General features: G+C 42.3%; 23 protein-coding genes. 13 read left to right on the forward strand and 10 right to left on the reverse strand.

What is annotated here, in order from left to right; translation table 11 throughout:
* Positions 1–136 precede the first annotated feature (136 nt).
* The 3 genes from PBT90_RS08140 to PBT90_RS08150 all read right to left on the reverse strand — a co-directional run bounded on the left by PBT90_RS08140 (position 137) and on the right by PBT90_RS08150 (position 2,000).
* A complete protein-coding gene (locus tag PBT90_RS08140; protein ID WP_270132623.1) occupies positions 137–721 on the reverse strand; it encodes an RNA polymerase sigma factor in 585 nt (194 codons plus the stop codon).
* Positions 722–955: 234 nt separating this feature from the next.
* Positions 956–1,519 (reverse strand): helix-turn-helix domain-containing protein, encoded by a 564-nt coding sequence (locus PBT90_RS08145; RefSeq protein WP_264809894.1) that lies wholly within the window; start codon positions 1,517–1,519, stop codon positions 956–958.
* 121 nt (positions 1,520–1,640) lie between these two features.
* Positions 1,641–2,000 (reverse strand): DoxX family protein, encoded by a 360-nt coding sequence (locus tag PBT90_RS08150; RefSeq protein WP_264809895.1) that lies wholly within the window; start codon positions 1,998–2,000, stop codon positions 1,641–1,643.
* A gap of 115 nt (positions 2,001–2,115) precedes the next feature.
* On the opposite strand from PBT90_RS08150, the gene PBT90_RS08155 reads away from it, so the two are divergent.
* The 6 genes from PBT90_RS08155 to PBT90_RS08180 all read left to right on the forward strand — a co-directional run bounded on the left by PBT90_RS08155 (position 2,116) and on the right by PBT90_RS08180 (position 9,076).
* Positions 2,116–2,508, forward strand: coding sequence for a winged helix-turn-helix transcriptional regulator (locus tag PBT90_RS08155; RefSeq protein WP_264809896.1), 393 nt, complete (start codon positions 2,116–2,118; stop codon positions 2,506–2,508).
* Positions 2,509–2,646: 138 nt separating this feature from the next.
* Positions 2,647–3,108 (forward strand): GbsR/MarR family transcriptional regulator, encoded by a 462-nt coding sequence (locus PBT90_RS08160; protein ID WP_264809897.1) that lies wholly within the window; start codon positions 2,647–2,649, stop codon positions 3,106–3,108.
* Positions 3,109–3,180: 72 nt separating this feature from the next.
* Positions 3,181–4,548 carry a TolC family protein gene (locus PBT90_RS08165; RefSeq protein WP_264809898.1) on the forward strand — a complete coding sequence of 456 codons (1,368 nt, stop codon included), beginning with the start codon at positions 3,181–3,183 and terminating at the stop codon, positions 4,546–4,548.
* A 19-nt stretch (positions 4,549–4,567) separates the two neighbouring features.
* A complete protein-coding gene (locus PBT90_RS08170; protein ID WP_264809899.1) occupies positions 4,568–5,620 on the forward strand; it encodes an efflux RND transporter periplasmic adaptor subunit in 1,053 nt (350 codons plus the stop codon).
* A gap of 3 nt (positions 5,621–5,623) precedes the next feature.
* Complete coding sequence (locus PBT90_RS08175; protein WP_264809900.1) at positions 5,624–8,782, forward strand: efflux RND transporter permease subunit; 3,159 nt, start codon at positions 5,624–5,626, stop codon at positions 8,780–8,782.
* Positions 8,783–8,845: 63 nt separating this feature from the next.
* Complete coding sequence (locus PBT90_RS08180) at positions 8,846–9,076, forward strand: acyl carrier protein (RefSeq protein WP_264809901.1); 231 nt, start codon at positions 8,846–8,848, stop codon at positions 9,074–9,076.
* Positions 9,077–9,162: 86 nt separating this feature from the next.
* Here PBT90_RS08180 and PBT90_RS08185 read toward each other — a convergent pair whose 3' ends face one another.
* Together PBT90_RS08185 and PBT90_RS08190 are read right to left on the reverse strand one after the other, a co-directional pair.
* Entirely contained in the window at positions 9,163–11,535 is a 2,373-nt protein-coding gene (locus PBT90_RS08185; protein WP_264809902.1) for a S9 family peptidase, read from the reverse strand.
* Positions 11,536–11,566: 31 nt separating this feature from the next.
* Positions 11,567–11,899: an Hpt domain-containing protein gene (locus tag PBT90_RS08190; RefSeq protein ID WP_264809903.1), complete on the reverse strand. Its 333-nt coding sequence runs from the start codon at positions 11,897–11,899 to the stop codon at positions 11,567–11,569.
* Positions 11,900–12,077: 178 nt separating this feature from the next.
* Between PBT90_RS08190 and PBT90_RS08195 the strand changes: the two genes are divergently transcribed.
* Together PBT90_RS08195 and PBT90_RS08200 are read left to right on the forward strand one after the other, a co-directional pair.
* The gene (locus PBT90_RS08195; protein WP_264809904.1) at positions 12,078–12,236 is read left to right on the forward strand and encodes a hypothetical protein; all 159 of its coding nucleotides are present in this window, start codon (positions 12,078–12,080) and stop codon (positions 12,234–12,236) included.
* Positions 12,237–12,268: 32 nt separating this feature from the next.
* Complete coding sequence (locus PBT90_RS08200) at positions 12,269–12,916, forward strand: DUF7255 family protein (protein WP_264809905.1); 648 nt, start codon at positions 12,269–12,271, stop codon at positions 12,914–12,916.
* 75 nt (positions 12,917–12,991) lie between these two features.
* On the opposite strand, the gene PBT90_RS08205 is transcribed toward PBT90_RS08200, so the two are convergent.
* Both PBT90_RS08205 and PBT90_RS08210 read right to left on the reverse strand, forming a co-directional pair.
* Positions 12,992–13,609 (reverse strand): deoxynucleoside kinase, encoded by a 618-nt coding sequence (locus PBT90_RS08205; RefSeq protein ID WP_264809906.1) that lies wholly within the window; start codon positions 13,607–13,609, stop codon positions 12,992–12,994.
* Between the two features lie 5 nt (positions 13,610–13,614).
* The gene (locus tag PBT90_RS08210; RefSeq protein ID WP_264811427.1) at positions 13,615–14,505 is read right to left on the reverse strand and encodes a 3-hydroxyacyl-CoA dehydrogenase family protein; all 891 of its coding nucleotides are present in this window, start codon (positions 14,503–14,505) and stop codon (positions 13,615–13,617) included.
* Positions 14,506–14,674: 169 nt separating this feature from the next.
* On the opposite strand from PBT90_RS08210, the gene PBT90_RS08215 reads away from it, so the two are divergent.
* A complete protein-coding gene (locus PBT90_RS08215; protein ID WP_264809907.1) occupies positions 14,675–15,511 on the forward strand; it encodes a CvfB family protein in 837 nt (278 codons plus the stop codon).
* Here PBT90_RS08215 and PBT90_RS08220 read toward each other — a convergent pair.
* A complete protein-coding gene (locus PBT90_RS08220) occupies positions 15,489–15,863 on the reverse strand; it encodes an arsenate reductase family protein (RefSeq protein ID WP_264809908.1) in 375 nt (124 codons plus the stop codon). The two genes, PBT90_RS08215 and PBT90_RS08220, sit on opposite strands and share 23 nt — an antisense overlap.
* A 108-nt stretch (positions 15,864–15,971) precedes the next feature.
* Between PBT90_RS08220 and PBT90_RS08225 the strand changes: the two genes are divergently transcribed.
* Together PBT90_RS08225 and PBT90_RS08230 are read left to right on the forward strand one after the other, a co-directional pair.
* A complete protein-coding gene (locus PBT90_RS08225) occupies positions 15,972–16,460 on the forward strand; it encodes a YkgJ family cysteine cluster protein (protein ID WP_264811428.1) in 489 nt (162 codons plus the stop codon).
* Positions 16,461–16,506: 46 nt separating this feature from the next.
* A complete protein-coding gene (locus PBT90_RS08230) occupies positions 16,507–17,439 on the forward strand; it encodes an ROK family protein (RefSeq protein ID WP_264809909.1) in 933 nt (310 codons plus the stop codon).
* Here the strand turns inward: PBT90_RS08230 and PBT90_RS08235 are convergent.
* Together PBT90_RS08235 and PBT90_RS08240 are read right to left on the reverse strand one after the other, a co-directional pair.
* A complete protein-coding gene (locus tag PBT90_RS08235) occupies positions 17,420–17,806 on the reverse strand; it encodes a hypothetical protein (RefSeq protein WP_264809910.1) in 387 nt (128 codons plus the stop codon). The two genes, PBT90_RS08230 and PBT90_RS08235, sit on opposite strands and share 20 nt — an antisense overlap.
* Before the next feature lie 4 nt (positions 17,807–17,810).
* Positions 17,811–19,043 carry a sterol desaturase family protein gene (locus tag PBT90_RS08240; RefSeq protein ID WP_264809911.1) on the reverse strand — a complete coding sequence of 411 codons (1,233 nt, stop codon included), beginning with the start codon at positions 19,041–19,043 and terminating at the stop codon, positions 17,811–17,813.
* 115 nt (positions 19,044–19,158) lie between these two features.
* Between PBT90_RS08240 and PBT90_RS08245 the strand changes: the two genes are divergently transcribed.
* Both PBT90_RS08245 and PBT90_RS08250 read left to right on the forward strand, forming a co-directional pair.
* A complete protein-coding gene (locus tag PBT90_RS08245; RefSeq protein ID WP_264809912.1) occupies positions 19,159–19,644 on the forward strand; it encodes a DNA topoisomerase IV in 486 nt (161 codons plus the stop codon).
* Positions 19,645–19,667: 23 nt separating this feature from the next.
* Positions 19,668–21,569, forward strand: a complete 1,902-nt coding sequence (locus PBT90_RS08250) for a DNA topoisomerase IV subunit B (RefSeq protein ID WP_264809913.1) — start codon at positions 19,668–19,670, stop codon at positions 21,567–21,569.
* Positions 21,570–21,592 lie beyond the last annotated feature (23 nt).

Genomic DNA, 21,592 nt, shown 5'->3' on the forward strand with positions numbered 1-21,592 from the left:
TGTGGCGCATATAATAAGTGTAGTGGTTCAGATGAAAGCGTAAATCGTAAATGACCTCAAGGCAGATTTGGGTTTTAGCAAACCTTTGTACGCTGTGTCATTCTCTGCGTTCTCCGAGGTTTTTAAAAAAAAGATTTCAGAAAAAAATAACTAAAAGTAGAATAGCCTTTTTCAGTGCATTGATAGCTTTCCAGGCCAAGGTATAGGTGGAGCGGATATTGATGTCCAAAAGTTTGGAAGTTTCCTCGTAGCTGAGCTTTTCGAAGTAGAGGTATTGCAATACTTCTTTTTGCCGAATCGGTAATTTCTCCATGGCTACTTTCATTTTGGCAGTGGTTTCGGATTGCTGTTGATTTTGGATCAAAATCTCCTCTGCAGAATCGCTCAGTGATTCTTGGTCTGTAGTCCAGTGAAGTGCCGTTCTTTTGGCATTTTTACCTAGTTCCTTATGAATTCTATTGGAAAGAGCCTTAAAAAGATACTGCTTGACATTAGCATCCTGGCAAAGTTTACTTCTATAATTCCATATATCAATAAACACATCCTGTATAGCATCCTTAACCAAGGTTTCATCTGCATGTAGGCTCATGCCAAAGCTGAATAAATCGTGTATAAATTGCCTGTAAATAGCCTCCAGGGCAGATTTGTCTCCCGAGCGCAAGCCTGACCACAAGCTCTCGATAGATTTATCTTCTAGGGCATTTGTATAAAAATAAGACAATTTAATCTTGGGTTAGTTAATTTGAAAAAGCAAGTAAAGGAATTTTTAAAGGCAATAAAAATTTATAATTGATAAGTGGCGAAGAAAATGATTTGTCTTTGAAGTGTACAATTGCTATAAAAATTACATATCCAGCAGTTGATTTGTAAAAAAATGCTGGATGTCATGTGATTTGACTTGTAAACATTGTAGAAGCCTTTAAACTGGATTTACACATTTGGGAAATTACTCCATTCACACTTCGTCCAATCCTTTTCGTTTACCTAAGCCTTGTTTTTTGAATTGGCTTGGACTCATCCCTGTTTCTTTTTTAAACTGGGCAGAAAGGTAAGCTACGCTGCTGTAATTCAAGAGGTCAGCAATCTCAGAAAGTGTTTTTTCCTGATAAAAAATCAATTCCTTAATCCGCTCTACCTTTAATTTAGTGATGTATTTCTCTATGGTGATTCCTTCTACTTGGGAAAATAGCCTGCTCAGATAAGTGTATTCATGGTTTAGGCTTTCGGAGATAAAACTTGAATAGTTTTCAGATTTATTTTCATCAGAATGCTGTATGCGCTCGATAAGGATACTTTTGATCTGGGAAATTAAAGTTGACTTGCCGTTCTCCAGGAGTTCAAAACCATGGTTTTTTAAGGTTTCAGCCAATTGGATCGTTTGTCTGCTATTTAAAGGAGATTCCAGCCTTATTTTCCCCAAATCAACTGAGGTAAAGGTGATTTCAAGTTGGTCTAATGTATCTGATACAGATGCAATGCATCTAGGGCAAACCATATTTTTAACGTAAATCAGAGCCATAATTCAAAGGATTAGTCGTACATCAAATGTATTTGTTCCGATTTTAGTTCTCACCCTTTACTCGTAAAAAATCCAAAAAGCGTCCTGGGATTCCTCATAGGATGCTTTTTGGATAAGAGGTTTAACCATTGATCCTTGCTAGGAAAATCCTGGACACGACCAGTAATCCCAACGCTACCAACGGCATCATCAAAGCCGAAACTGGATCCCCATTCGCAGCATGAGCAATGAATGCTGAGATAAATGTGATGCCAAAACCTGCATAAGCCCATTCCTTTACCAACTTTGGAAAAGCTGGGATTAGAAGTACGATGACTCCCAGAATTTTTGCGATTCCTAGTTCTATCCTGAAGAAATCCTTGAATCCCATAGCCGTAAATCCTGCGGAAACATTCGGGTCGGCAAAATAAGCATAAGCGCTAAATAGCATCATGAGTGAGATTAAGCCTGTGGCAGTCCAATAGATAATTTTATTAGTCATAGTGTTATTATTTGGCACAAACTTATCGTAATTAGCTATACATTTGTAAGTACTATACTCTGGTATAGTGCTATACTTTGGTATAGTTCAGTAGTTCACTTCTAATATTTGCCATATGGAAAAACCAGATAAGTCAAACCATAGCCAATGCACCGGGATAATCCGTCCGGTTCAGGATGCATTGGATGTATTAAGTGGAAAGTGGAAGCTTCCAATCATCGTAGCTTTGCTTCACGGCTACAAGCGGTTTTCTGAAATTTCCAGACAGGTTCCCGGCATTACCGACCGCATGCTTTCAAAGGAATTACGGGATTTGGAATTAAATCAACTGGTGAAGCGGAAAGTCTATGATACCTTTCCTGTGACGGTGGAATATACCATGACTCCCTATGGGGAGACGCTTAAGGATGTAATCTCTGCGCTTCATATCTGGGGAGAAAAACACCGTCAAAAAATCTTTGGCGCAGGTCTAGTTCATCATCCAGTAGATAAAAGTCACCTTGGGTAGCCTCTATATTTTCATTTTTATGTTATCTATTCCTTCAATTAGACAATTTGAAAAATTATTCGGTTCTCTATTTGCAGAACTAACTGAACTTTCTCTATATTTGTCCCGTTGTACCTGCATGACCCAAATTAATTGTAGATGATTTTAACAGAAAAACATAAGGAGCTGATCGAGCGAATCGGAGTCTTCCATGAGCATAAAGGAATGCAGCCTTTGGTGGGAAGGATTATCGGACTGCTTTTGGTACATGATGAAGGAGAGGTTTCATTTGATGAAATCGTAGAGCAGCTTGGGGTAAGTAAAAGCGCCGTGAGTAATGCTTTAACCTTCTTACAGGCAAAAGGTAGATGTGTGTATTCTACCCGACCCGGAGATCGAAAAAGGTACTTTGCGCTTAAGGTGAGTGACTGGAGAAGCGATTTCGAAAAAGAGCTGGAGAATATCGCCGAAATTCAAAAATTCATCGATGAGGTTTTGGAGGTGAGAACAGATAAAACCCCTGAGTTCAACTGTAAAATGAAGGATTTTTCGGAGTTTCTGGCATTCTTCAAAAAAGAAATCCCCGTTCTTTTCGAAAGATTTAAAAGACAAAGAGCTTAAAAAAATTTGAATTTTAAGTTCTTTAAACACAGAACCAACTATTATTTTCAAAAATAACTACTACAAAATAGAATGTTACGAAAGTTTCTAATTTACTCTACATTCCTTCTAGGTCCTGTCACGCTGTCTGCACAGGATCAATCGGAGCAGTTTGCATTACCGGACACTTTGACGCTGAAGGAAAGCATACAGATCGGTTTGAAAAATAACCGGGATTTCAAAAAAGCGGTCTTGGATGAAGAATCCGCCATGTATCAGCGAAATGAGATCCGTGGAGCTGGCCTGCCACAATTATCCGCCTATGGTCAATACAATAATTTCATCGATGTGTTTCCTCAGGCTGTGCCAGGGGGGATTTTCGGTGGAGACCCTGGGGATATAGAGGTGATCTCTTTGGGTGTGCCCCAGTCACTTAAGGCGGGTTTGGAACTGAATCAGCTGATTTTCAGTAATTCTTACCTCATAGGCCTGAAAGCAGCCAAGACAGGAGAGGAGTTTTACCGCTTGCTGGCGCAGCAGTCCGAAGAGGATGTGATTCATGAGATTTCCATGAACTACCTGGCCACCATTCAGGCTGAACTTCAAAAGGAAAACCTTCTGGCAAATATAGATCAGCTGCAAAGTTTGGAGAAAATCCTGCAGGCGCAGTATGAAAATGACCTGGCCAGAAAAGTGGATTTAAATCGGGTGAAGGTCAACCTGACTTCCATCAAAAGTGAGTTGGAAAACCTGGAGATCTCTATCTATCAGCGGGAAGGTTACCTGAAATTGGTCATGGGAATTCCGGTGGATACTCCGATCAATCTGGATAGATCCATCGCTGATATGAATCAAAAAGTACAGGATTTTAAGATCCAGGACTTTAATATTTTTGACCGAAAGGATATTCAGATTTTGGGAGTTCAGGAGCAGCTGTACGAGTATGAATACAAAAATATCAAAGCGGAGCATCAGCCTTCCTTGGTTGGATTTGCAGATTTTAATAAAAATGCTTTTTCCCAGGACTTTGATTTCATCAGCCAAAATAAGGTATGGTATCAGGGGTTTTTGATAGGCTTAAAGCTTCAGATTCCGATTTTTGATGGATTCACTACCAAAAACAAAGCGGCACAGTCTAAGGTGAGAGCCTCCCAACTTCAGCTGGATAGATTGCAAGCTGAAGACGCTGCATCCCTGGAATATCAGAATGCGATAAACAAATATTACTCTTCGCTGAGCACCTTGGAATCTCTTCAGGACAACCTAGCCCTGGCAGAAGATGTGCTGGACGAAACCACCTTGCTATATAAGGAAGGACTCAGCCCGCTTACTGATCTGCTGGATGCAGAGACTACCCAGCGGCAAGCACAAACCAACTATAATAATCAAATCATTCAGGTGAGAATAGCGCAGTTGGAAATTCTTAATTCCACCGGGAAAATCAAAAACCTTATCCAATAATCGAAAACTAATACCAGCCATGAAAAAATTAATCATCATAGCCTTACTTCTAGTAGGAGTAGGAGCAGTGGCCTTCACACTCTACACAAACAAAGAAGAAATGAACGAAGCTGCCACCCTGGCCATGAAATCCAGCGAGTATATCTCGGTGACTGTCCAAAAGGTGGAAGAGAAGACGGTAAACAGGAACTTCGAGGCCAATGGAGTATTTGAACCTTCACAGGAGCTGAAACTGATGTCCGAAACCTCTGGTGCAGTAGTTAAAATCTATAAGAAAAAAGGAAGCTTTGTGAAAAGGGGCGACTTGATCGTGCAGATCGATGACCGCCTGATCCGCTCCGAGTATACCATTGCCAAGCTGAATAGAGACCAGGCTGAAAAAGACCTGAAGCGCTTTGAAAATCTGGCAAATACAGATGCCATCACCAAAAAACAATTGGAAGAAAATGAAAAGGCCTTCAAAATCGCTGATGCTCAGTTGGCAGCCTTGCAAAAAAGGCTGGATGATACTCAGGTGACCGCCCCAATCTCCGGTTTTATCAATGAGGATTATTATGAAATGGGTGCTTTGGTAAGTCCAGGAATGCCATTAGCAGACATCATCAATAAATCGCCACTTAAACTTAGCGTGAATGTGACCGAGAGCGAAATCTCTAAGGTGAAAATCGGAGATGAAATCCCGGTTAAAGTAAACGCGATCTCCAATCAGGAATTTACCGGCAAAGTGCATTTCATTTCTGATATGGCTGATGCTTCATTTAAATACGAAGTGGAGCTGGTAATGAACAGCAAAAATCAGGATCAGATCAAACCAGGTATGTTTGGTACCGCTCAGTTTAAATTTTCTCAGGATGAAAAAGTGCTGAAAATCGATAGAAAGTCTATCGCAGGAAGCCTAAAAGATCCGGGTGTTTACCTGATCAAAAATGGGGTAGCAGTCTACCAGCCAGTAAAAATCAACCCTTTGGATGATGGAACGGTGGAGATTTTGGACGGCTTAAAAGCCGGAGACGAAGTGATCGCCTCAGGTCTGATCAATGTGAAAGAAGGAACCAAAGTCAAAGTACAGTAAACCATGCAAATCACTAAAATATCCATTCAGCGGTCGACCATGGTGGTCGTCCTCTTTACCGTACTGACTTTACTGGGGATTTTCTCCTACACCCAGCTGTCTTATGAGCTTTTGCCAAAAATGGAAACCAACGTGGTGACCATCTCTACGGTTTATCCTGGAGCAGCACCAACGGAAGTAGAAACCTCAGTGACGAAGAAGATCGAGGATGCAGTGGCTTCCTTGGAAGGGATAAAATCCATGAATTCCATTTCACAGGAAAGTATCTCCATTATCACCATAGAATTGGAAGCAGGCGAAGACGTAGATTATTCCTTACAGGACGCACAGCGTAAAATCAACGCCATCCTAGGCGACTTGCCAGATGATGCAGATCCACCGAGTTTGGGCAAATTTGATTTAGATGATTTGCCTATCATGCAGCTGGCAGTGTACTCCAACTTAAATCCATCAGAGTTCTATGATTTGGTAAAAAACAAAATCCAACCATCTCTAGCTCAGATAAAAGGTGTGGCCCAAGTGAATATGCTAGGTGGTACCGAGCGTGAAATCAAAGTTAACTTGGACCGGAATAAACTGGACGCTTACGGTATTTCACCGATTTCTGTAGCTCAGACTATCAATGCCAGTAATCTGGATTTTCCCACGGGTAGGCTAAAAGATAATGAGGGACAGGTGTTGATTCGTCTTGCAGGTAAATTTCAGAATATTCAGGATATAGAAAACCTCGTGATTGCTTACCGTAATGACGAATCTCCTATACAATTGAAAGAAGTAGCTGAAGTCCAGGATTCCTTTAAAGACGAGGAAATCCTGACCAGATTAAATGGTAAATCGGCGATTGGTTTAACAGTACAAAAGCAGTCTGATGCCAATGCAGTAGAAGTTTCGGAGGTGTTGGAGCAGGAGCTTCAAATCCTGGAGCAGACCTATACCGCTGAGGGCGTTTCTTTCCAGATCTCCCAAAATACATCTGAGTTTACATTGGAAGCAGCCAATCATGTGATCACGGATTTGGTTATTGCGGTAGTATTGGTGGCGCTGATCATGCTGCTGTTCCTACACAGTATACGAAATGCGATCATCGTAATGGTAGCTGTGCCGGCTTCCATAGTAGCAACATTTACAGTGATGTTCCTGGCAGGTTTTACCCTGAACCTGATGTCCTTACTGGCACTTTCGCTGGTGGTAGGTATCCTGGTGGATGATGCCATCGTGGTGATAGAAAATATTTACAGGCACCTGGAAATGGGGAAAAATATCGCACAGGCTTCCTATGACGGTATCCGCGAAATCGGAGCTACGGTGGTTTCCATTACCTTGGTTATTGTAGTGGTGTTCGTGCCTCTTGCGATGACGGGTGGTTTGATTTCGGGTATTTTGACCCAGTTCAGTATTACAGTAGCTGCTGCTACCCTGATTTCCCTGTTAGTCGCATTTACTTTGATTCCTCTTTTGACCTCTAGATTCTCCAAACTGGAGCATTTGGATAAGGATTCATTCTTTGGCAAAATTGTCTATGGGTTTGAAGCAGGTTTGGATGCATTTGTGGATTGGTTGATCGGGATTTTGAGATGGGGTTTTGCACACAAAATCGCTTTATTAGGAATCACCCTTGTCCTTTTCATTTCCTCTTTCTTTTTGGTGATCAAAGGATTTATAGGTTCCGAATTCGTTTCTGAAGGAGATAGAGGGGAATTCCTACTTAGACTGGAGCTCCCTAAGGATGCCACATTGGAGCAAACCAATTTCAAGACTCGCGAGGTAGAAGATTACCTGAGAACGCTTCCTGAGGTCACAGAGGTGTTTACCACAGTAGGTGTGACTTCTGGCCAGTTTACGGGTTCCCAATCTTCTTCATTTACATCTGAGATTTTGGTGAAGCTAGTTGGGCCAGAGCATAGAAGCATGACCGGGCCTGATTATGCCAGACAACTTGAAAACTATCTGGAAGAAAATATCACAGGAGCAGAATACACCGGAGTGCCTATATCTATCATGGGTACTGCGAATGATGCACCGATTCAGGTAATCGTATCTGGTCCGGATAAGGATTCTATTCGTATAGTTTCTGAAAAAATTGAAGGGATTCTAGCCGGATTAAAAGGTACAAGAAAGATAGAAAGCTCGCTGGAAGATGGTAACCCAGAAATCCGTGTGGAAGTAGATCGCTATAAAATGAATGAGCTGGGGCTTTCCATGGACATGGTGGGCGGAGCACTTCAAGTAGCATTTAACGGGAACGACGATTCGAAATATACTGATGGTGATTACGAATACGATATTCTGGTAAAACTGAATGAGTTTGACAGGAAGTCAATCTCTGATGTTCAGAACCTTACATTCCTGAATAGAAGCGGTCAATTGGTGAAACTCGAGCAGTTTGCGACAGTTAATCAGTCGGAAGGCCCTACCAAGCTGGAAAGAAGGGACCGTGTTTCTTCTGTGAAAATCACTTCTCAGGTAGCCGGTGTTCCTTCTGGAACAGTAGGGGCAGAATTGACTGCTGCGATAGAGGCGATGGACCTTCCCCAGCAAGTGCAGATCAACTATGATGGAGATATGAAAAACCAGGCAGAAGGTTTTGGTTCCTTAGGAATTGCGCTTTTGGCATCTATCATTTTGATCTACCTGATCATGGTTGCCCTGTATGATTCCTATGTCTATCCATTGGTGGTGATGTTCTCACTTCCTATGGCATTGATCGGTTCCTTATTGGCTTTGGCACTCACCAAAGGCACGCTCAGTATCTTTTCCATCATGGGGTTGATTATGCTCATGGGACTTGTGGCAAAGAATGCGATTCTATTGGTCGATTTCACCAATCAGCTTAAAGCTGAAGGAGTGGAAGTCAAGACCGCCTTGGAAAAGGCAGTTAAGATTCGTTTCCGTCCGATTTTGATGACTACCATCGCGATGGTGATAGGTATGATGCCTATTGCATTGGCTACTGGAGCAGGTGCCGAATGGAAAAATAGCTTGGCTTGGGTAATTATTGGGGGCCTACTTTCGTCTATGTTTTTGACGCTGGTAGTGGTTCCGGTGATTTACTACTTATTCGATCGGTTTATGTTCAAAATCGGGAAGTCTGAAAAGAAACAGATTGAGCTAGAAGAGACTGACGTAGAGGAGTTTGAATCTGAAGCTGCTGCTTACGTTTAACCTATAAATAAACAATAACCCGCTTACCGGACTTATACGGTAAGCGGATAAAATAAATACCCAATGAATAATATTGCTAACCTCCGTAAGATTTCCAAGGTGTTCACCCAATATGGAATAGACCTGACTGGAAAAGGAAAATATGCATCATTTGAAGGCGATCTGCAGATGGACAAGGTGTTCGTTTCAGGCTTGATATTCGAGTTGGAATATGAGCTTCACAAAGAGCTGGAAGATGATAAAGTAGCTGGAGTACAAGCCCCGGCACAGATTATTGAATTGTTGATGAGTTAAGTTCTGTATGGGCAAGGTTGCTCATACCTAAACTAAAAAGAGTCCCGGGTGTCCGGGACTCTTTTTTTTATGCATTACACCAATTTTTACTCTTGCAGCAAGGTGTTATTGAACAGCTTCAAAATCCGTTTATACTCATCTGTCCAGGAACTTGGCTCTACGAATCCGTGATCTTCCACAGGATAAATCGCCATTTCCCAATTATCTTTTCCCAGCTCGATAAACCGCTGGGATAGCCTCACTACGTCCTGAAAATGAACATTTACATCTACCATGCCATGCGCCATTAGTAAGTTTCCTTTAAGTCCTTCGGCAAAGTAAATAGGAGAGGAACGTCGGTAAGCAATAGGGTCCTCTTCGGGTGTGTTCAGGATATTGGAGGTGTAGCCGTGATTGTAATGCGCCCAATCTGTCACTGAGCGGAGTGCTGCTCCGGACTTGAATGTGTCAGAAGCATTGAAAAGTGCCATAAGTGTGATAAAACCACCATAGCTGCCTCCATACAAGCCTACGCGGTCTGGATCTACCCCGTGATTTTCGATGAGATATTTCACTCCATCCACTTGGTCAGAAAGGTCTTTGCCACCCATATGGCGGTAGATGCCTGTTCTCCAATCTCTCCCATATCCCGCAGAACCACGGTAATCTATGTCCAAAACAGTATAACCTAAATCTGTCAATAAATTATGAAACATGTACTCTCTAAAGTAACTGCTCCACCATTTATGGACATTTTGTAAATATCCGGCACCATGGACAAAGACTACTGCAGCACCGTTCTTTTTGGCTGGGTCGGGCGTGTACAGTCTAGCAGGCACCTGAGCGCCATCCTCAGCAGTAAATCTTACAATTTGCGGATCCCTCCAGTTGTAAGCTTTAAATTCATCGCTTTGACCAGCTGTGAGCTGAACAGCCTTTGCACCAGCTTTATTGTCCTGTAGGTAAAGCTCTGCAGGCTTGTTACTATAAGAATATACAATGGCGAGCTTTTTCTCATCTGGAGAAAGACTTACATCGTTGTTTCCAGTCATGGAAGTCAGCTTGACCGCCTTACCGCCCATCAAGGGCATTTGATAAAAATGACGCTCGCCTGGATCTACTTCTGAGCTGGTGAAATACCAGGATTTTTTGTCTTTGGAGAGGAAAGGATCAAAGACTTCATATTTTCCTGAGGTCAAAGCTTTCTTTTCCCCAGTGCTCACATCCAGCAAATACAGGTGGGAATAACCACTTTCTTCAGATTGAAAATAAATGTGCTTGTTGTCCGGTAGCCATCCCATGGTTCCCCCAGAAAATGACCAGCCTATGCCCGGACCGGCGATCCATGCCTCATCACGCTGGCGATCAAGGGTTTTAAGTTTACCTGAATTCAGGTCAATTTCTGCTATCCACCTGTCTTTATTATCTGTAGATCGAATATTGATAATTGCTCTGCTGCCATCTGGAGAAAAATATGGACTGGAAAAACTGACTGTTCTTTCTTTTTCCTCCCAGGTTTTGTCTGGGTAATCGGATACATAATCGGGTAGGTCTTTGATACCAGGAAGTTCCGAAGCGGTCAGGAAATAGACCGTATCCTGCTCTAAATCGTAGATTCCGATTTCCGCTTGGGCAGGAGTAGAGGTTCCCACTTTTGCCCGGGCATTAAGATCCACGGTGTAGCCTGATGCATCTACATAGTCGGGCACTTTGGTGTTTTTACTGTTGGAGGAATTATAGATGGTAAAACTGGCAAATTTGCCATCCGGAGAAAGCTGTAGGTTTACCGGGGACTTTCCTTCTGTGTAATACACAAACTCCTCTACCTCCCCGTCTTGAAAGGATTCCCGGTAGTCTTTTCTCATTTTACTTTTTTCCTCTCTTTCACGGACTACAGCGAGCAGTTCTAGGTTTTCCGACTCCAGCCAAGGTAAGTCCGTAGCATTTCCCTTTGAATTATCCTTTGGTTTGGAACTTGTGGAAATATTGGTGGCTTTGCGTATGGTTTTACTGGATAGGTTATAGATGTAGATATTTGCCTTTGAGCTAAAGGCGATTTCTTCTTCATTGGCAAGAAACTTGGGGTCTGCAAAATTCTCTGGCCACTCCAGCAGTACCTCAGTGTTGCCGGAAGATAGGTCTTCTAACATTAGTTTTTCATCGATCTGATATAAACGAAGGGTTTTATCCGCATTATAGCTCGCCTCGTCACGTTCTCTGGACCGTAGTTCCAGCCAGGATACTTTTGAGATTTTTTGGTCCCGATTCAGCTGGATTTTGTATAAGGAATCAGCCGGATCCTGATCCAGATTGTACCGAAAATAAATAGTTTCAGAATCATCACTCCATGATGCACTGGAAGGGAAAGTACCCATCCAGCTGGGATCTCTCATGATGTATTCTACACTCAATTCGGACTGTGCCTTGGCCTGAAACAGGGCAATAAAAAGCAAAGGCAGAAACATTAGTTTTCGCTGCATATTTAGTTGGTTTGGTTTTATGCTGATATTCTTAAATCTTAGCTAGAAAGGCTGCTAATTCGCTTTCGATGAGTTGCAATTGACTTTGAAGCTCCTCATTGAGAGCTTGCGAATTCCTTAAGTCATTTTCAATAGCTTCCAATAATTTACGGGTTTGCAGGGCACCTATGTAGCTCATACTGGGTTTTGCTTTGTGACAGCGTTTTTTGATGGAAGCAAAGTCTTCTTCTTGGTAAAATCCATCTAGCTCTTTAAGATCCACAATGTTGGTGTCGAGTATGATTTGGATCATTTCCCGGATCATTTCCGGATCATCTTCTCCAAAGTACTGGTAGATGGCTTGCTCACTGATGAGTTGGTACATATTGCTTACAAAATGGTATGAATAGGAAAAAGTCTGTTTGGCACTTATTCTAAAATTAATCACATTTTTCAAAAAGCATAAATTAAGCGGGGGAGAGTTTGATATTATTAGTATAAAAGCAACAAAAAGACCGCTGAATGGTTAATTTTGCGCCATTCTGGTTTAAAGGAAATCTGAGATGCAGAAGAACAAGAAAATATTTCTGATACTATTTGTGCTGTTCATGTTGATCATGCTATGGATAGGATATGACATTTCCCAAAGAACTACTTTCCCAGGCTCCAAAGGAAACCTGGAAGAAAGAATAGGTTCGGAAGTAAAGGAAGAGAAGAATTAATAGCAGCAGCAAAAGCTGAAAAAAGAAGTAAAATGGACAATCTAATGACTCGGCAGCTAGACCTGATCCTAAGGGAAGGCGAGGTGGATTTCGAGCGTGAGTTTGAGTTAGTAGCCAAGCCTGATTTTCTGGACCAAAAAGGAAAAAACTGGCTTGCAGAAATATATGAAGACCTGGGTGGAAAAAAAGGGGGACCTTTGTTGGAAAAGTTTAGGTTCGATTTCAAAATCGGCAGAAACCTCTTCCTCTATGACGATGAACTCCACTTTAATAGATATAGGCTAATTTCTTTTAGATCAGATCTCTATAATGAATTGAATTTTGAATTTGTAGATGCTCAACGACGGCTTTGTAGGAGCTTTGAAAAGGAGTGTCTCAAGGTAGGTATGCAAGAAAGGGTTTGGTATGGACCTCCCATTGCCAAGCACTGTTTTGGTGCCGGAAGTGAGCCAGGTGACTTTTCAGGAAATGGTGCTATAGGCTGGAAATTATTTGCTTATAACGACGCTCAAATGGATCTCCAAACCAGAATTCATGGCTATAAGTTGCATAGAATTACTCCTTTCGAAACCCTGATGACAGGTGGATCTCTAAAGCGACTGGATCAGTTGCTCATTAATCCCAAAGAAGAACAGCGCGTGATGCTATTGAACTGGTTTAATAGAAAGTATCAAGACTGATCTCTCTTTCACAACATGAAAATGGGTGTGAGGGTCAGTCAAAATATGGTAGGAACCCATGAATGGGCCCAAATCCTAAGCGAATAAACCAAAGATCTCCCGGTCCACTTTCTCAACTACGAAAGCAAAATCGTCTGCCCGCTCCACAAAATCCAAATTGTTCACATCGATTACCAGTAGTTTACCCTCCTTATATCCATTGATCCAGTCTTCATAGTGGCTATTTAGGTTTTTCAGGTAATCGATCCGCATAGTGGTCTCATAGCTTCTTCCTCGCTTTTCTATTTGCCCGACCAGTTTAGGAATATCTGCTTTGAGGTAGATCAGCAGGTCGGGTGCTTTTACATGCGAGATCATACTGTCAAATAAACTTAGGTAATTGGCATAGTCCCGCTCAGTCATGAGCTTACTTTTATGCAGATTGGCCGCAAAAATATACGCATCCTCGTAGATAGTTCTATCCTGAATGGTGGGGTTTTCGCTATCCTGAATCTTTTTGATTTGGTTGAATCTAGAATTCAGAAAATAAACTTGCAAATGGAAAGCCCATCTTTTCATATCCTCATAAAAATCAGGAAGATAAGGGTTGTTATCTACAGCTTCAAATTCAGCTTTCCAGCCATAATGTTTGGCTAGTTTTTCGGTCAGTGTGGTCTTACCACTGCCGATGTTTCCAGATACTGCTATGTGCATTTCTTTTACTTTAAGAATCTATCCGAGACCACTAACTCTTTGCTTGCTTTGGTGTATTTGTAGAATCCCTCGCCTGTTTTTACGCCTTTGTAGCCTGCCGTTACCATATTCACGAGTAGGGGGCATGGGGCGTATTTGGGATTACCAAAACCCTCCTGAAGTACGCGCAGGATAGAAAGACAAACGTCCAGCCCTATAAAATCTGCCAGTTGCAATGGTCCCATAGGATGCGCCATGCCCAGTTTCATCACGGTATCTATTTCCTGGATTCCGGCCACACCTTCATAGAGGGAATATATCGCCTCGTTAATCATAGGCATAAGGATTCGATTTGCCACAAACCCCGGGTAATCATTGACTTCTACCGGCTCTTTGGAAAGGTCTTTGGCAAGCTGCATGATTGTAGAGGTAACCTCATCAGAAGTCGCGTACCCTCTTATCACTTCCACTAGTTTCATCACCGGTACTGGGTTCATAAAGTGCATGCCGATCACCTGCGCTGGACGTTGGGTGACGGCAGCTATTTTAGTAATGGAAATAGAGGAAGTATTGCTCGCTAAAATGGCTGCAGCAGGGGAGAATTGATCTATTTTTCTAAATAAATCAAGCTTGATGTCCATGCTTTCTGTGGCCGCCTCTACTACTAGGTCTGCGTTTTGTATGCCAGCTTCCAAGTCAGTGAAAGTATTGATTCTGTCCAGGGCTTGCATTTTTTCTGTTTCGGTAAGCACTTCCTTACTCACTTGCCTATCCAGATTCTTGCTAATGGTAGCGAGGGCTTTTTGTAAGAAATCATCTTTGAGGTCAATCAGATTGACTTGGTATCCGTGCTGTGCAAAAACATGGGCAATGCCATTTCCCATGGTACCAGAACCTATTACTGAGATATTGTTTATCATGAAGTACGTGAGTTGAAAAGTGATTTATTTGGGTTTAACTGATCCGAAGACCTGCCCAAAGCTAATGGCGTAAATGTCTAATTCCAATTTTTTTGCTGTGGGATTAATGCTTGGCAATGTGCTTAAAGATTCCTTTCAAACTGATAGAATTACCTACCTTTGAGCTATGAACGAACTCGGTTTAATTTCAAAATTACCCATCAATCGCTTCACGGATTTCGGGGCTTATTTAGCTTTAAGTTCAGGTGAAGAAGTGCTTTTGCCCCAAGGCTATCTAAAGGGAGAGGAAAAAGAGGGGGATGAGGTAGAAGTTTTTGTCTATACAGACAGCGAAGATCGGCCGGTGGCTGTGACCCAAAAACCTAAGGTTTTATTGGATGAATTTGCGGTTCTGGAAGTGAAAGAAGTGACCTCCTTTGGTGCTTTTTTAGACTGGGGCTTGCCAAAAGACCTCTTGGTTCCCAACTCAGAGATGGGCAAAAACATGGAAGTCGGGGAGAAATATCTGGTAAAAGTCTGCTTGGACTATAAAACCAATAGACTGATCGGGGTGAATAAGTACCGAGATTTTATCCGGCTTTCGCCTTTGGACTGGGAGGCTGGCAAGGAAGTGAGCGGGATGATTTTTGAAGAGACGGATTTGGGTTTTAAAGTGCTGGTGGAAAATGAGTTTGAGGGGCTGCTTTATAAAAATGAAGTATTTCAGCCACTGGAAATGGGAGAGGTGCGCAAGCTATTTATCAAGAAAAACAGAGAGGACGGAAAGCTGGACTTACAGTTATTGGCTCCCGGCCGCGCAAAATATGACGAGGGGTCAGAAAAAATCCTTTCGATTTTGGAATCAAAAGGATTTTTGGCTTTGCATGACAAGTCTGATCCGGAGGCGATCAAGGCTGAACTGGGGATGAGTAAGAAGCATTTTAAACAGTGCATAGGCCAACTTTATAAAGCCCGCATGATTCAGATTCAGCCAGATGGGATTAGTTTGAACGGATCGAATTGAGCTTGAGTATATCCGTGGGAGTTAGACAGAGTATCGCGTGATTTCGTAGTAAAGCGATAGGTGCCTTCACCAGATTGGGAGATTTCACCAATATATTCAGCCAACTTTCCTCGTCCCAGTTTTTGCCGGCGATATTTCGCTGGTATTCCGGATCTGCACGGTTGAGCAGGTCTTTCGCTCTCAGCTGCAGCTTGAGCAAGAGGCTATACCACTGGGTGGGTGTGAGCTTTTCCTTGGACAAATCAATGGAATTGACAAAGGGCGCAATGGATTTGGCGTATGCCAGAGTCTGCTTATCTACTGGCTGCGACGGCGAATGATAGAAATACAATTCTGAGGGATGGATTTTCATAGCTGGAGTGATTTAGTGTATTATAAGTTACTGAAAGTCTATCAATTATGCAAAATTTCCCTTTGGGAATTAAGTTTTTAAAAAGTAATAAATTCTGAAAAATTGGAAATAGACCTTGAAAATTTCAGGAGAGAGAGTAAGTCAGAATATTCTTCTAATCAGAAATTGAAGAACCGTCTCAGAAAGGTAAAACCAAAGGTGCTGGATGAGCAGTTCAGTCAGCTCAATGACGAAGTGTTTGAGGAAATTGACTGTTTGGATTGTGCTAATTGCTGCAAGACTACCAGTCCTATTTTTCTGAATACGGATATTGATAGATTGGCCAAGGTCTTCAGGATGAAAAGCAGTGGGTTTATCGAGGAGTATCTGCACCGGGATGAAGAAGGGGATTTTGTATTGAATTCTTCGCCCTGTCCATTCTTGAATGAGGATAATAAATGCCTGGTGTACGAGGATAGGCCCAAGGCCTGCAGAGAATATCCCCATACCAATCGTAAAAAAATGCACGGAATTTTAACTTTAACGCTTAAAAATACGCTTGTTTGCCCTGCAGTTTTCAAAATTTTCCAGCAGATTGGGAAGGATTATAGGAAGTAAAATATTTCTTTTGCTTTTTTGAAGACATAAACCTATTAATAATACTATGCAAAATCAGGAGGCGCACTTCCTAGGTGTGGACGTGGGGGGAACCCATTTGAAAATCGGACTTGTAGATAAGCAAGGAAATATTTTAGACTTTGAAAAAGAGGATACCACTCCTTACCGTGATGATCCTGATGGTTTTGGACCGTGTTTTATTAAAGGTTTAGGCAAATACTTGAAGAAATATCCCCAAGTCAAAAATATTGGGATCGGCCTGCCCGGTATGATCTCCAAAGACAGAACCACGGCCATTGAAATCCCTGCCATCCCAGACTTAAACGGTTTCAATTTAAAAGGCGGACTGGAAGAAGCTTACCCAGATCATGAGTTTTCATTGGAAAACGATGCTGCTGCAGCAGCTATTGGTGAGTTTTATTTTGGGAAAGATGATCCAGCTGAAAATTTTCTTTTCATTACTATGGGAACCGGCATAGGTAGTGCCCTGGTCTTAGATGGCCAGGTGTTCAAAGGTTCCAGAGGTAATGCCATGGAGATGGGTCACATGCTTTCCAAAGGCAGTGCCCGACTAGAGACGCTGATCGGTAGACAGGGAATCCTGAATATCATGTCCAGAATGATAGCAGCCTATCCTGAGAAAGCAGGAGAACTGGTGGGGGCAACCCTAGGAACTCACCTCTTAGTGGATACTGCCAAGGCCGGTAACCCGGTATCTTTGATGGTTTTCGAGGAAGTAGGAATGATCATGGGGGAGGCTATAGTTTCTGCTATTCGTATTCTGGATGTCACCGACGTGTATTTTGGAGGTGGGATATCCGCCGGATTGGAGTTTATGATGCCTACGCTAGAGCGGACCATCAAGCAGTACCTTTCCCAGTATTATGGTAAAGACTTGGTACTGAAAAAAGCAACTTTAGAAAACAATGCCGGCACCCTTGGAGCTGCGGCTTTGTGTTTTATGGGTTCAGGTTTGTAACTGTAACCTCAGATACCCTGCTCAATGAATTCATTCGAAAAAGAACCTTCAGAGGTTCTTTTTCTATTTCTACCCCTTCACACGTCTGGCTAGGCTCCAAGAAGTAAAAAAAGAAGCTTTGGCTTTTGTCAGCCAATTCCACTCGGTCTGGCCTACCAAATGTTTTGATGATAGCCTGGTTATCTGCACCCAGAAAAGTATGCCTCATTTCTTCAAAAGCATCCAAATCCTGTAGTCTAAGGCCTTTGCAACCATAGCGGTCTGCTTTCCAGTTGGAAATGTTAATGGCTCCAGTTTCCAGCTTGGAACTGCAGGAAAAAGCAAAAAGCATACTGATGACTAGAAGGGTGAAGTTGATTCTGCGCATGAATTTAAAGCGAGGCCGAAGGGATTTTTGAATTGAGCTGTTGGTTTTTCCACAGCCAGGTGATAGAGAATGCTGCAAAGGTACCCAATGCAGGATAAAGAATTGGCAAAGGTAGGAGAGTTTGACCGATGAAAAACACAATGCCTGCAAAAGCTAAAATTCGCAAAACCTCCTGCGGAAAGTACCAGCTTCTCTTTTCGAATATACCTGAGAAACTTACCGTAGTCCAAATGATGATGGCACTGATGAGCACCTTTGGCAGCCAGGTGAAATTGTTTACTTCGAAAAGGAAATATCCAGTGAGCACCAGTAGGAGGGTATATTGTACAAGTACATACCAGTTCATCGTGCTGGGCACTACGGTGTCAAATTTCTGGTAATTGCTTTCTATTTCTTTTGGGCTACGGTATCCGCCAAGGTACTCTGGAAGCCAGCCCGGCTTCTTGACCAGGTACTTTACCTTGTCAGACCAGTTTTTGATTTGCTTTAGCTCCTGCTTCATAGTAGCATAGTGTGCCAGGTTTACCCATACCGGGTTCCAGCTGTTGACCGGAGTGGTGATTCCGTAAGTGGGTGTTTCCTCTTCTTTCTGAAATGTACCAAACCACTTGTCGAAAAGTATAAATGTGCCACCGTGATTTTTATCTATGTATTTAGGATTTCGTCCATGATGCACTCTGTGATGAGAAGGCGTGTTGAGGAAGTGTTCCAGAAAACCCATTTTGCCGATGGCTTCGGTGTGAATCCAGAATTGGTACAGCAAATTAATACCAGAGGCCAACACCAACATAACCGGATCAAAACCCAGAAAAGCTAGAGGAAAATAAAAGAAGAAGGTCCAGAGGGTCTGGGTACTACTTTGCCGCAAGGCTACAGAGAGATTATACTCTTCGCTGGAGTGATGAACTACGTGTCCTCCCCAGAACAGGTTAATTTCATGACTCATCCTATGTGCCCAATAATAGCAAAAGTCATAAAGGAAGAACAAGAGGAGGAAAGTCCATATCGTATTGGGAATTTGAAAAAGAGCTGCTTTTTCAAAAATCAAGGTATAAATGCCTATGGACAGGACTTTGATAAAAACTCCGGTCACCTGGGAGAGTACGCCGCAGTTGATATTAGTGATGGCATCATTTAGCCGGTAACCCGGATGTTTTTGAAATCGCAGGGCGATCATTTCAATAGCCATCAAAATGAAATACATGGGGATGGCAATTACTACTGGACTGAGATTCATTATTTTGGGCTTTATTCTGACGCTAATTGGCAAATATAAAGATAAAAGGATGTACGAATAGTCCGAATCTGTTTGCTCAAATCCTTTATATTAGCGCATTCAATACCCTTCGATTATGTATCACCGATTCGGAAAATCCTTCTATTTTCTTAGCATTGCCTTATTTGTTTTCTTCTTATTGTACTTCTATGCAGCTTTACCGGAAAAGGTAAGCTATAGCCTGGACAGTGGAGCTGAGCTGATCAGCAGGAGTTCATTCTTCTATGGAATGATCGCGGCCTTTATTATCATTAACCTGGCAGTTCTACTCCCGCCTAAGTTGCTGGAGACAAAAAGTAACAGAAGTCTGAGTAGTGTTTTTCCAAAGGGAGACAATTACCGCGATTATTTCCTTACCTGGTTTTACTCTTTTGGGGGGATTATTAACTTCAGTTTGGCGTTTTTGGTGTTTTATACTCATGCGCTGAACAATCAGGAAGAACTCGCTGCCAGCGAATACAACCTGTTTTTTTACCTGATACCTATTCTCTTTGCGGTTTGGGTGGTCAGTTTCTTCATCATTTTGGTGGGCAAATTCACACAGGTAAAAAATAAGTCATAAGTCAAACCTGAGATTAACTAACTATGGCAGATTCAGTAAAATATACAGAAGATAGTATCAAATCTCTCGATTGGAGGGAGCATATCCGTCTGCGGCCAGGGATGTATATCGGTAAGCTTGGAGATGGAAGTGCTCAGGATGATGGCATCTACGTATTGGTCAAGGAGGTTCTGGACAATTCTATCGATGAACACATGATGGGGTATGGCAGGACCATAGAAGTCAAAATCTCTGAGCATAAGGTGGAAGTACGGGATTATGGCCGTGGCATCCCTCTGGGGAAGGTTATAGACTGTGTGTCTAAAATCAATACCGGCGGTAAGTATGATTCCGGCGCATTCCAAAAGTCAGTAGGACTAAACGGTGTGGGTACAAAAGCTGTGAATGCCCTGTCCGACTTTTTCAAAGTACAAGCGTACAGAGATGGGCAAACCAAAGTGGCAGAATTTGAAAAGGGTAATCTGGTAAATGACGCCCCGGTGACCAAAACCTCCGACCGAAATGGGACTAAGGTGGTTTTTAGCCCAGATGCAAGCATTTTTAAGAATTATCACTTCATTCCAGAATACCTGGAAAACCAAATTTGGAACTATGCTTATCTAAATGCAGGTCTGACCATAAATTTCAATGGTAAAAAGTATTTCTCGGACAGAGGGCTTTACGATTTACTATCCAATAAAATAGACGAGGAAAGTCAGCGATATCCCATCATTCACCTCAAAGGCAATGATATAGAAGTCGCAATCACTCACTCCAATCAATATGGGGAAGAGTATTATTCTTTTGTCAACGGGCAGTACACCACCCAGGGTGGTACACACCTCGCGGCATTTAGGGAATCTGTAGTCCGTACCGTTCGGGAGTTTTTCAAAAAGGATTATGATGCCTCCGACATTCGGCAGAGTATAGTAGCATCCATATCTATACGAGTTCAGGAGCCGGTTTTTGAGTCTCAGACCAAGACCAAATTAGGATCTCAATCTGTAGGACCTGATGGGCCTACTGTGCGTACTTTCGTCAATGATTTCCTAAAGGTGGAGCTGGACAATTACCTGCATAAAAACCCGGCGGTGGCAGATGCACTCCTGAAAAGGATTTTACAATCAGAAAGAGAACGAAAGGAAATTTCGGGAATTAAAAAGCTGGCAAATGAGCGGGCTAAAAAAGCCAATCTACATAACAAAAAGCTGAGAGATTGCCGGGTGCACTACGATGATCCGAAGGCAAATGAAGATGCAAAGAATAATACCATGCTTTTCCTTACCGAGGGAGATTCGGCCTCAGGTTCCATTACTAAATCCCGTGATGTACAGACTCAGGCGGTATTTTCACTGCGAGGAAAGCCACTGAACTGTTTTGGTATGACCAAAAAAGTGGTATATGAAAATGAAGAATTCAACCTTCTGCAGCATGCATTGAATATAGAAGATGGCATTGAAAATCTTCGCTATAGAAAAATTGTGATTGCCACGGATGCCGATGTTGATGGAATGCATATTCGACTGCTGGTGATGACCTATTTTCTACAGTTTTTTCCTGACTTGGTAAAAAATGGTCATTTGTTTATTCTGGAAACCCCACTTTTCAGAGTGCGAAATAAGAAGGAAACCATCTATTGCTACTCGGATGAGGAGCGGCAGCGTGCCATTCACAAACTGGGAGGTAAACCCGAGATTACCCGATTTAAAGGGCTGGGAGAGATTTCGCCGGAGGAATTTGGCGGGTTTATAGGTGAAGATATCCGCCTGGAGCCGATTATCCTCAATAAGGAAACCAAGATCGCAGATCTCTTGACCTTTTATATGGGTAAGAATACACCAAACAGGCAGAATTTCATCATCAAGAATCTGAAGATCGAAAAGGACTTGGCACTGGATGATCCTAAAAATAATGTAGGAGAAAGCGATGAGAATGAGGCGGCTTAATAAATATGCTCTGGTGCTGCAGT

The sequence above is a fragment of the Algoriphagus sp. TR-M9 genome, assembly GCF_027594545.1.
Lineage (GTDB): Bacteria > Bacteroidota > Bacteroidia > Cytophagales > Cyclobacteriaceae > Algoriphagus > Algoriphagus halophytocola.

Bases quoted from the DNA above. Each gene is read 5' to 3' on its own strand.
- PBT90_RS08145 (WP_264809894.1), bottom strand. From the start codon at position 1,519: ATGGCTCTGATTTACGTTAAAAATATGGTTTGCCCTAGATGCATTGCA.
- PBT90_RS08150 (WP_264809895.1), bottom strand. From the start codon at position 2,000: ATGACTAATAAAATTATCTATTGGACTGCCACAGGCTTAATCTCACTC.
- PBT90_RS08155 (WP_264809896.1), top strand. From the start codon at position 2,116: ATGGAAAAACCAGATAAGTCAAACCATAGCCAATGCACCGGGATAATC.
- PBT90_RS08160 (WP_264809897.1), top strand. From the start codon at position 2,647: ATGATTTTAACAGAAAAACATAAGGAGCTGATCGAGCGAATCGGAGTC.
- PBT90_RS08165 (WP_264809898.1), top strand. From the start codon at position 3,181: ATGTTACGAAAGTTTCTAATTTACTCTACATTCCTTCTAGGTCCTGTC.
- PBT90_RS08170 (WP_264809899.1), top strand. From the start codon at position 4,568: ATGAAAAAATTAATCATCATAGCCTTACTTCTAGTAGGAGTAGGAGCA.
- PBT90_RS08175 (WP_264809900.1), top strand. From the start codon at position 5,624: ATGCAAATCACTAAAATATCCATTCAGCGGTCGACCATGGTGGTCGTC.
- PBT90_RS08180 (WP_264809901.1), top strand. From the start codon at position 8,846: ATGAATAATATTGCTAACCTCCGTAAGATTTCCAAGGTGTTCACCCAA.
- PBT90_RS08185 (WP_264809902.1), bottom strand. From the start codon at position 11,535: ATGCAGCGAAAACTAATGTTTCTGCCTTTGCTTTTTATTGCCCTGTTT.
- PBT90_RS08190 (WP_264809903.1), bottom strand. From the start codon at position 11,899: ATGTACCAACTCATCAGTGAGCAAGCCATCTACCAGTACTTTGGAGAA.
- PBT90_RS08195 (WP_264809904.1), top strand. From the start codon at position 12,078: ATGCAGAAGAACAAGAAAATATTTCTGATACTATTTGTGCTGTTCATG.
- PBT90_RS08200 (WP_264809905.1), top strand. From the start codon at position 12,269: ATGGACAATCTAATGACTCGGCAGCTAGACCTGATCCTAAGGGAAGGC.
- PBT90_RS08205 (WP_264809906.1), bottom strand. From the start codon at position 13,609: ATGCACATAGCAGTATCTGGAAACATCGGCAGTGGTAAGACCACACTG.
- PBT90_RS08215 (WP_264809907.1), top strand. From the start codon at position 14,675: ATGAACGAACTCGGTTTAATTTCAAAATTACCCATCAATCGCTTCACG.
- PBT90_RS08220 (WP_264809908.1), bottom strand. From the start codon at position 15,863: ATGAAAATCCATCCCTCAGAATTGTATTTCTATCATTCGCCGTCGCAG.
- PBT90_RS08230 (WP_264809909.1), top strand. From the start codon at position 16,507: ATGCAAAATCAGGAGGCGCACTTCCTAGGTGTGGACGTGGGGGGAACC.
- PBT90_RS08235 (WP_264809910.1), bottom strand. From the start codon at position 17,806: ATGCGCAGAATCAACTTCACCCTTCTAGTCATCAGTATGCTTTTTGCT.
- PBT90_RS08240 (WP_264809911.1), bottom strand. From the start codon at position 19,043: ATGAATCTCAGTCCAGTAGTAATTGCCATCCCCATGTATTTCATTTTG.
- PBT90_RS08245 (WP_264809912.1), top strand. From the start codon at position 19,159: ATGTATCACCGATTCGGAAAATCCTTCTATTTTCTTAGCATTGCCTTA.
- PBT90_RS08250 (WP_264809913.1), top strand. From the start codon at position 19,668: ATGGCAGATTCAGTAAAATATACAGAAGATAGTATCAAATCTCTCGAT.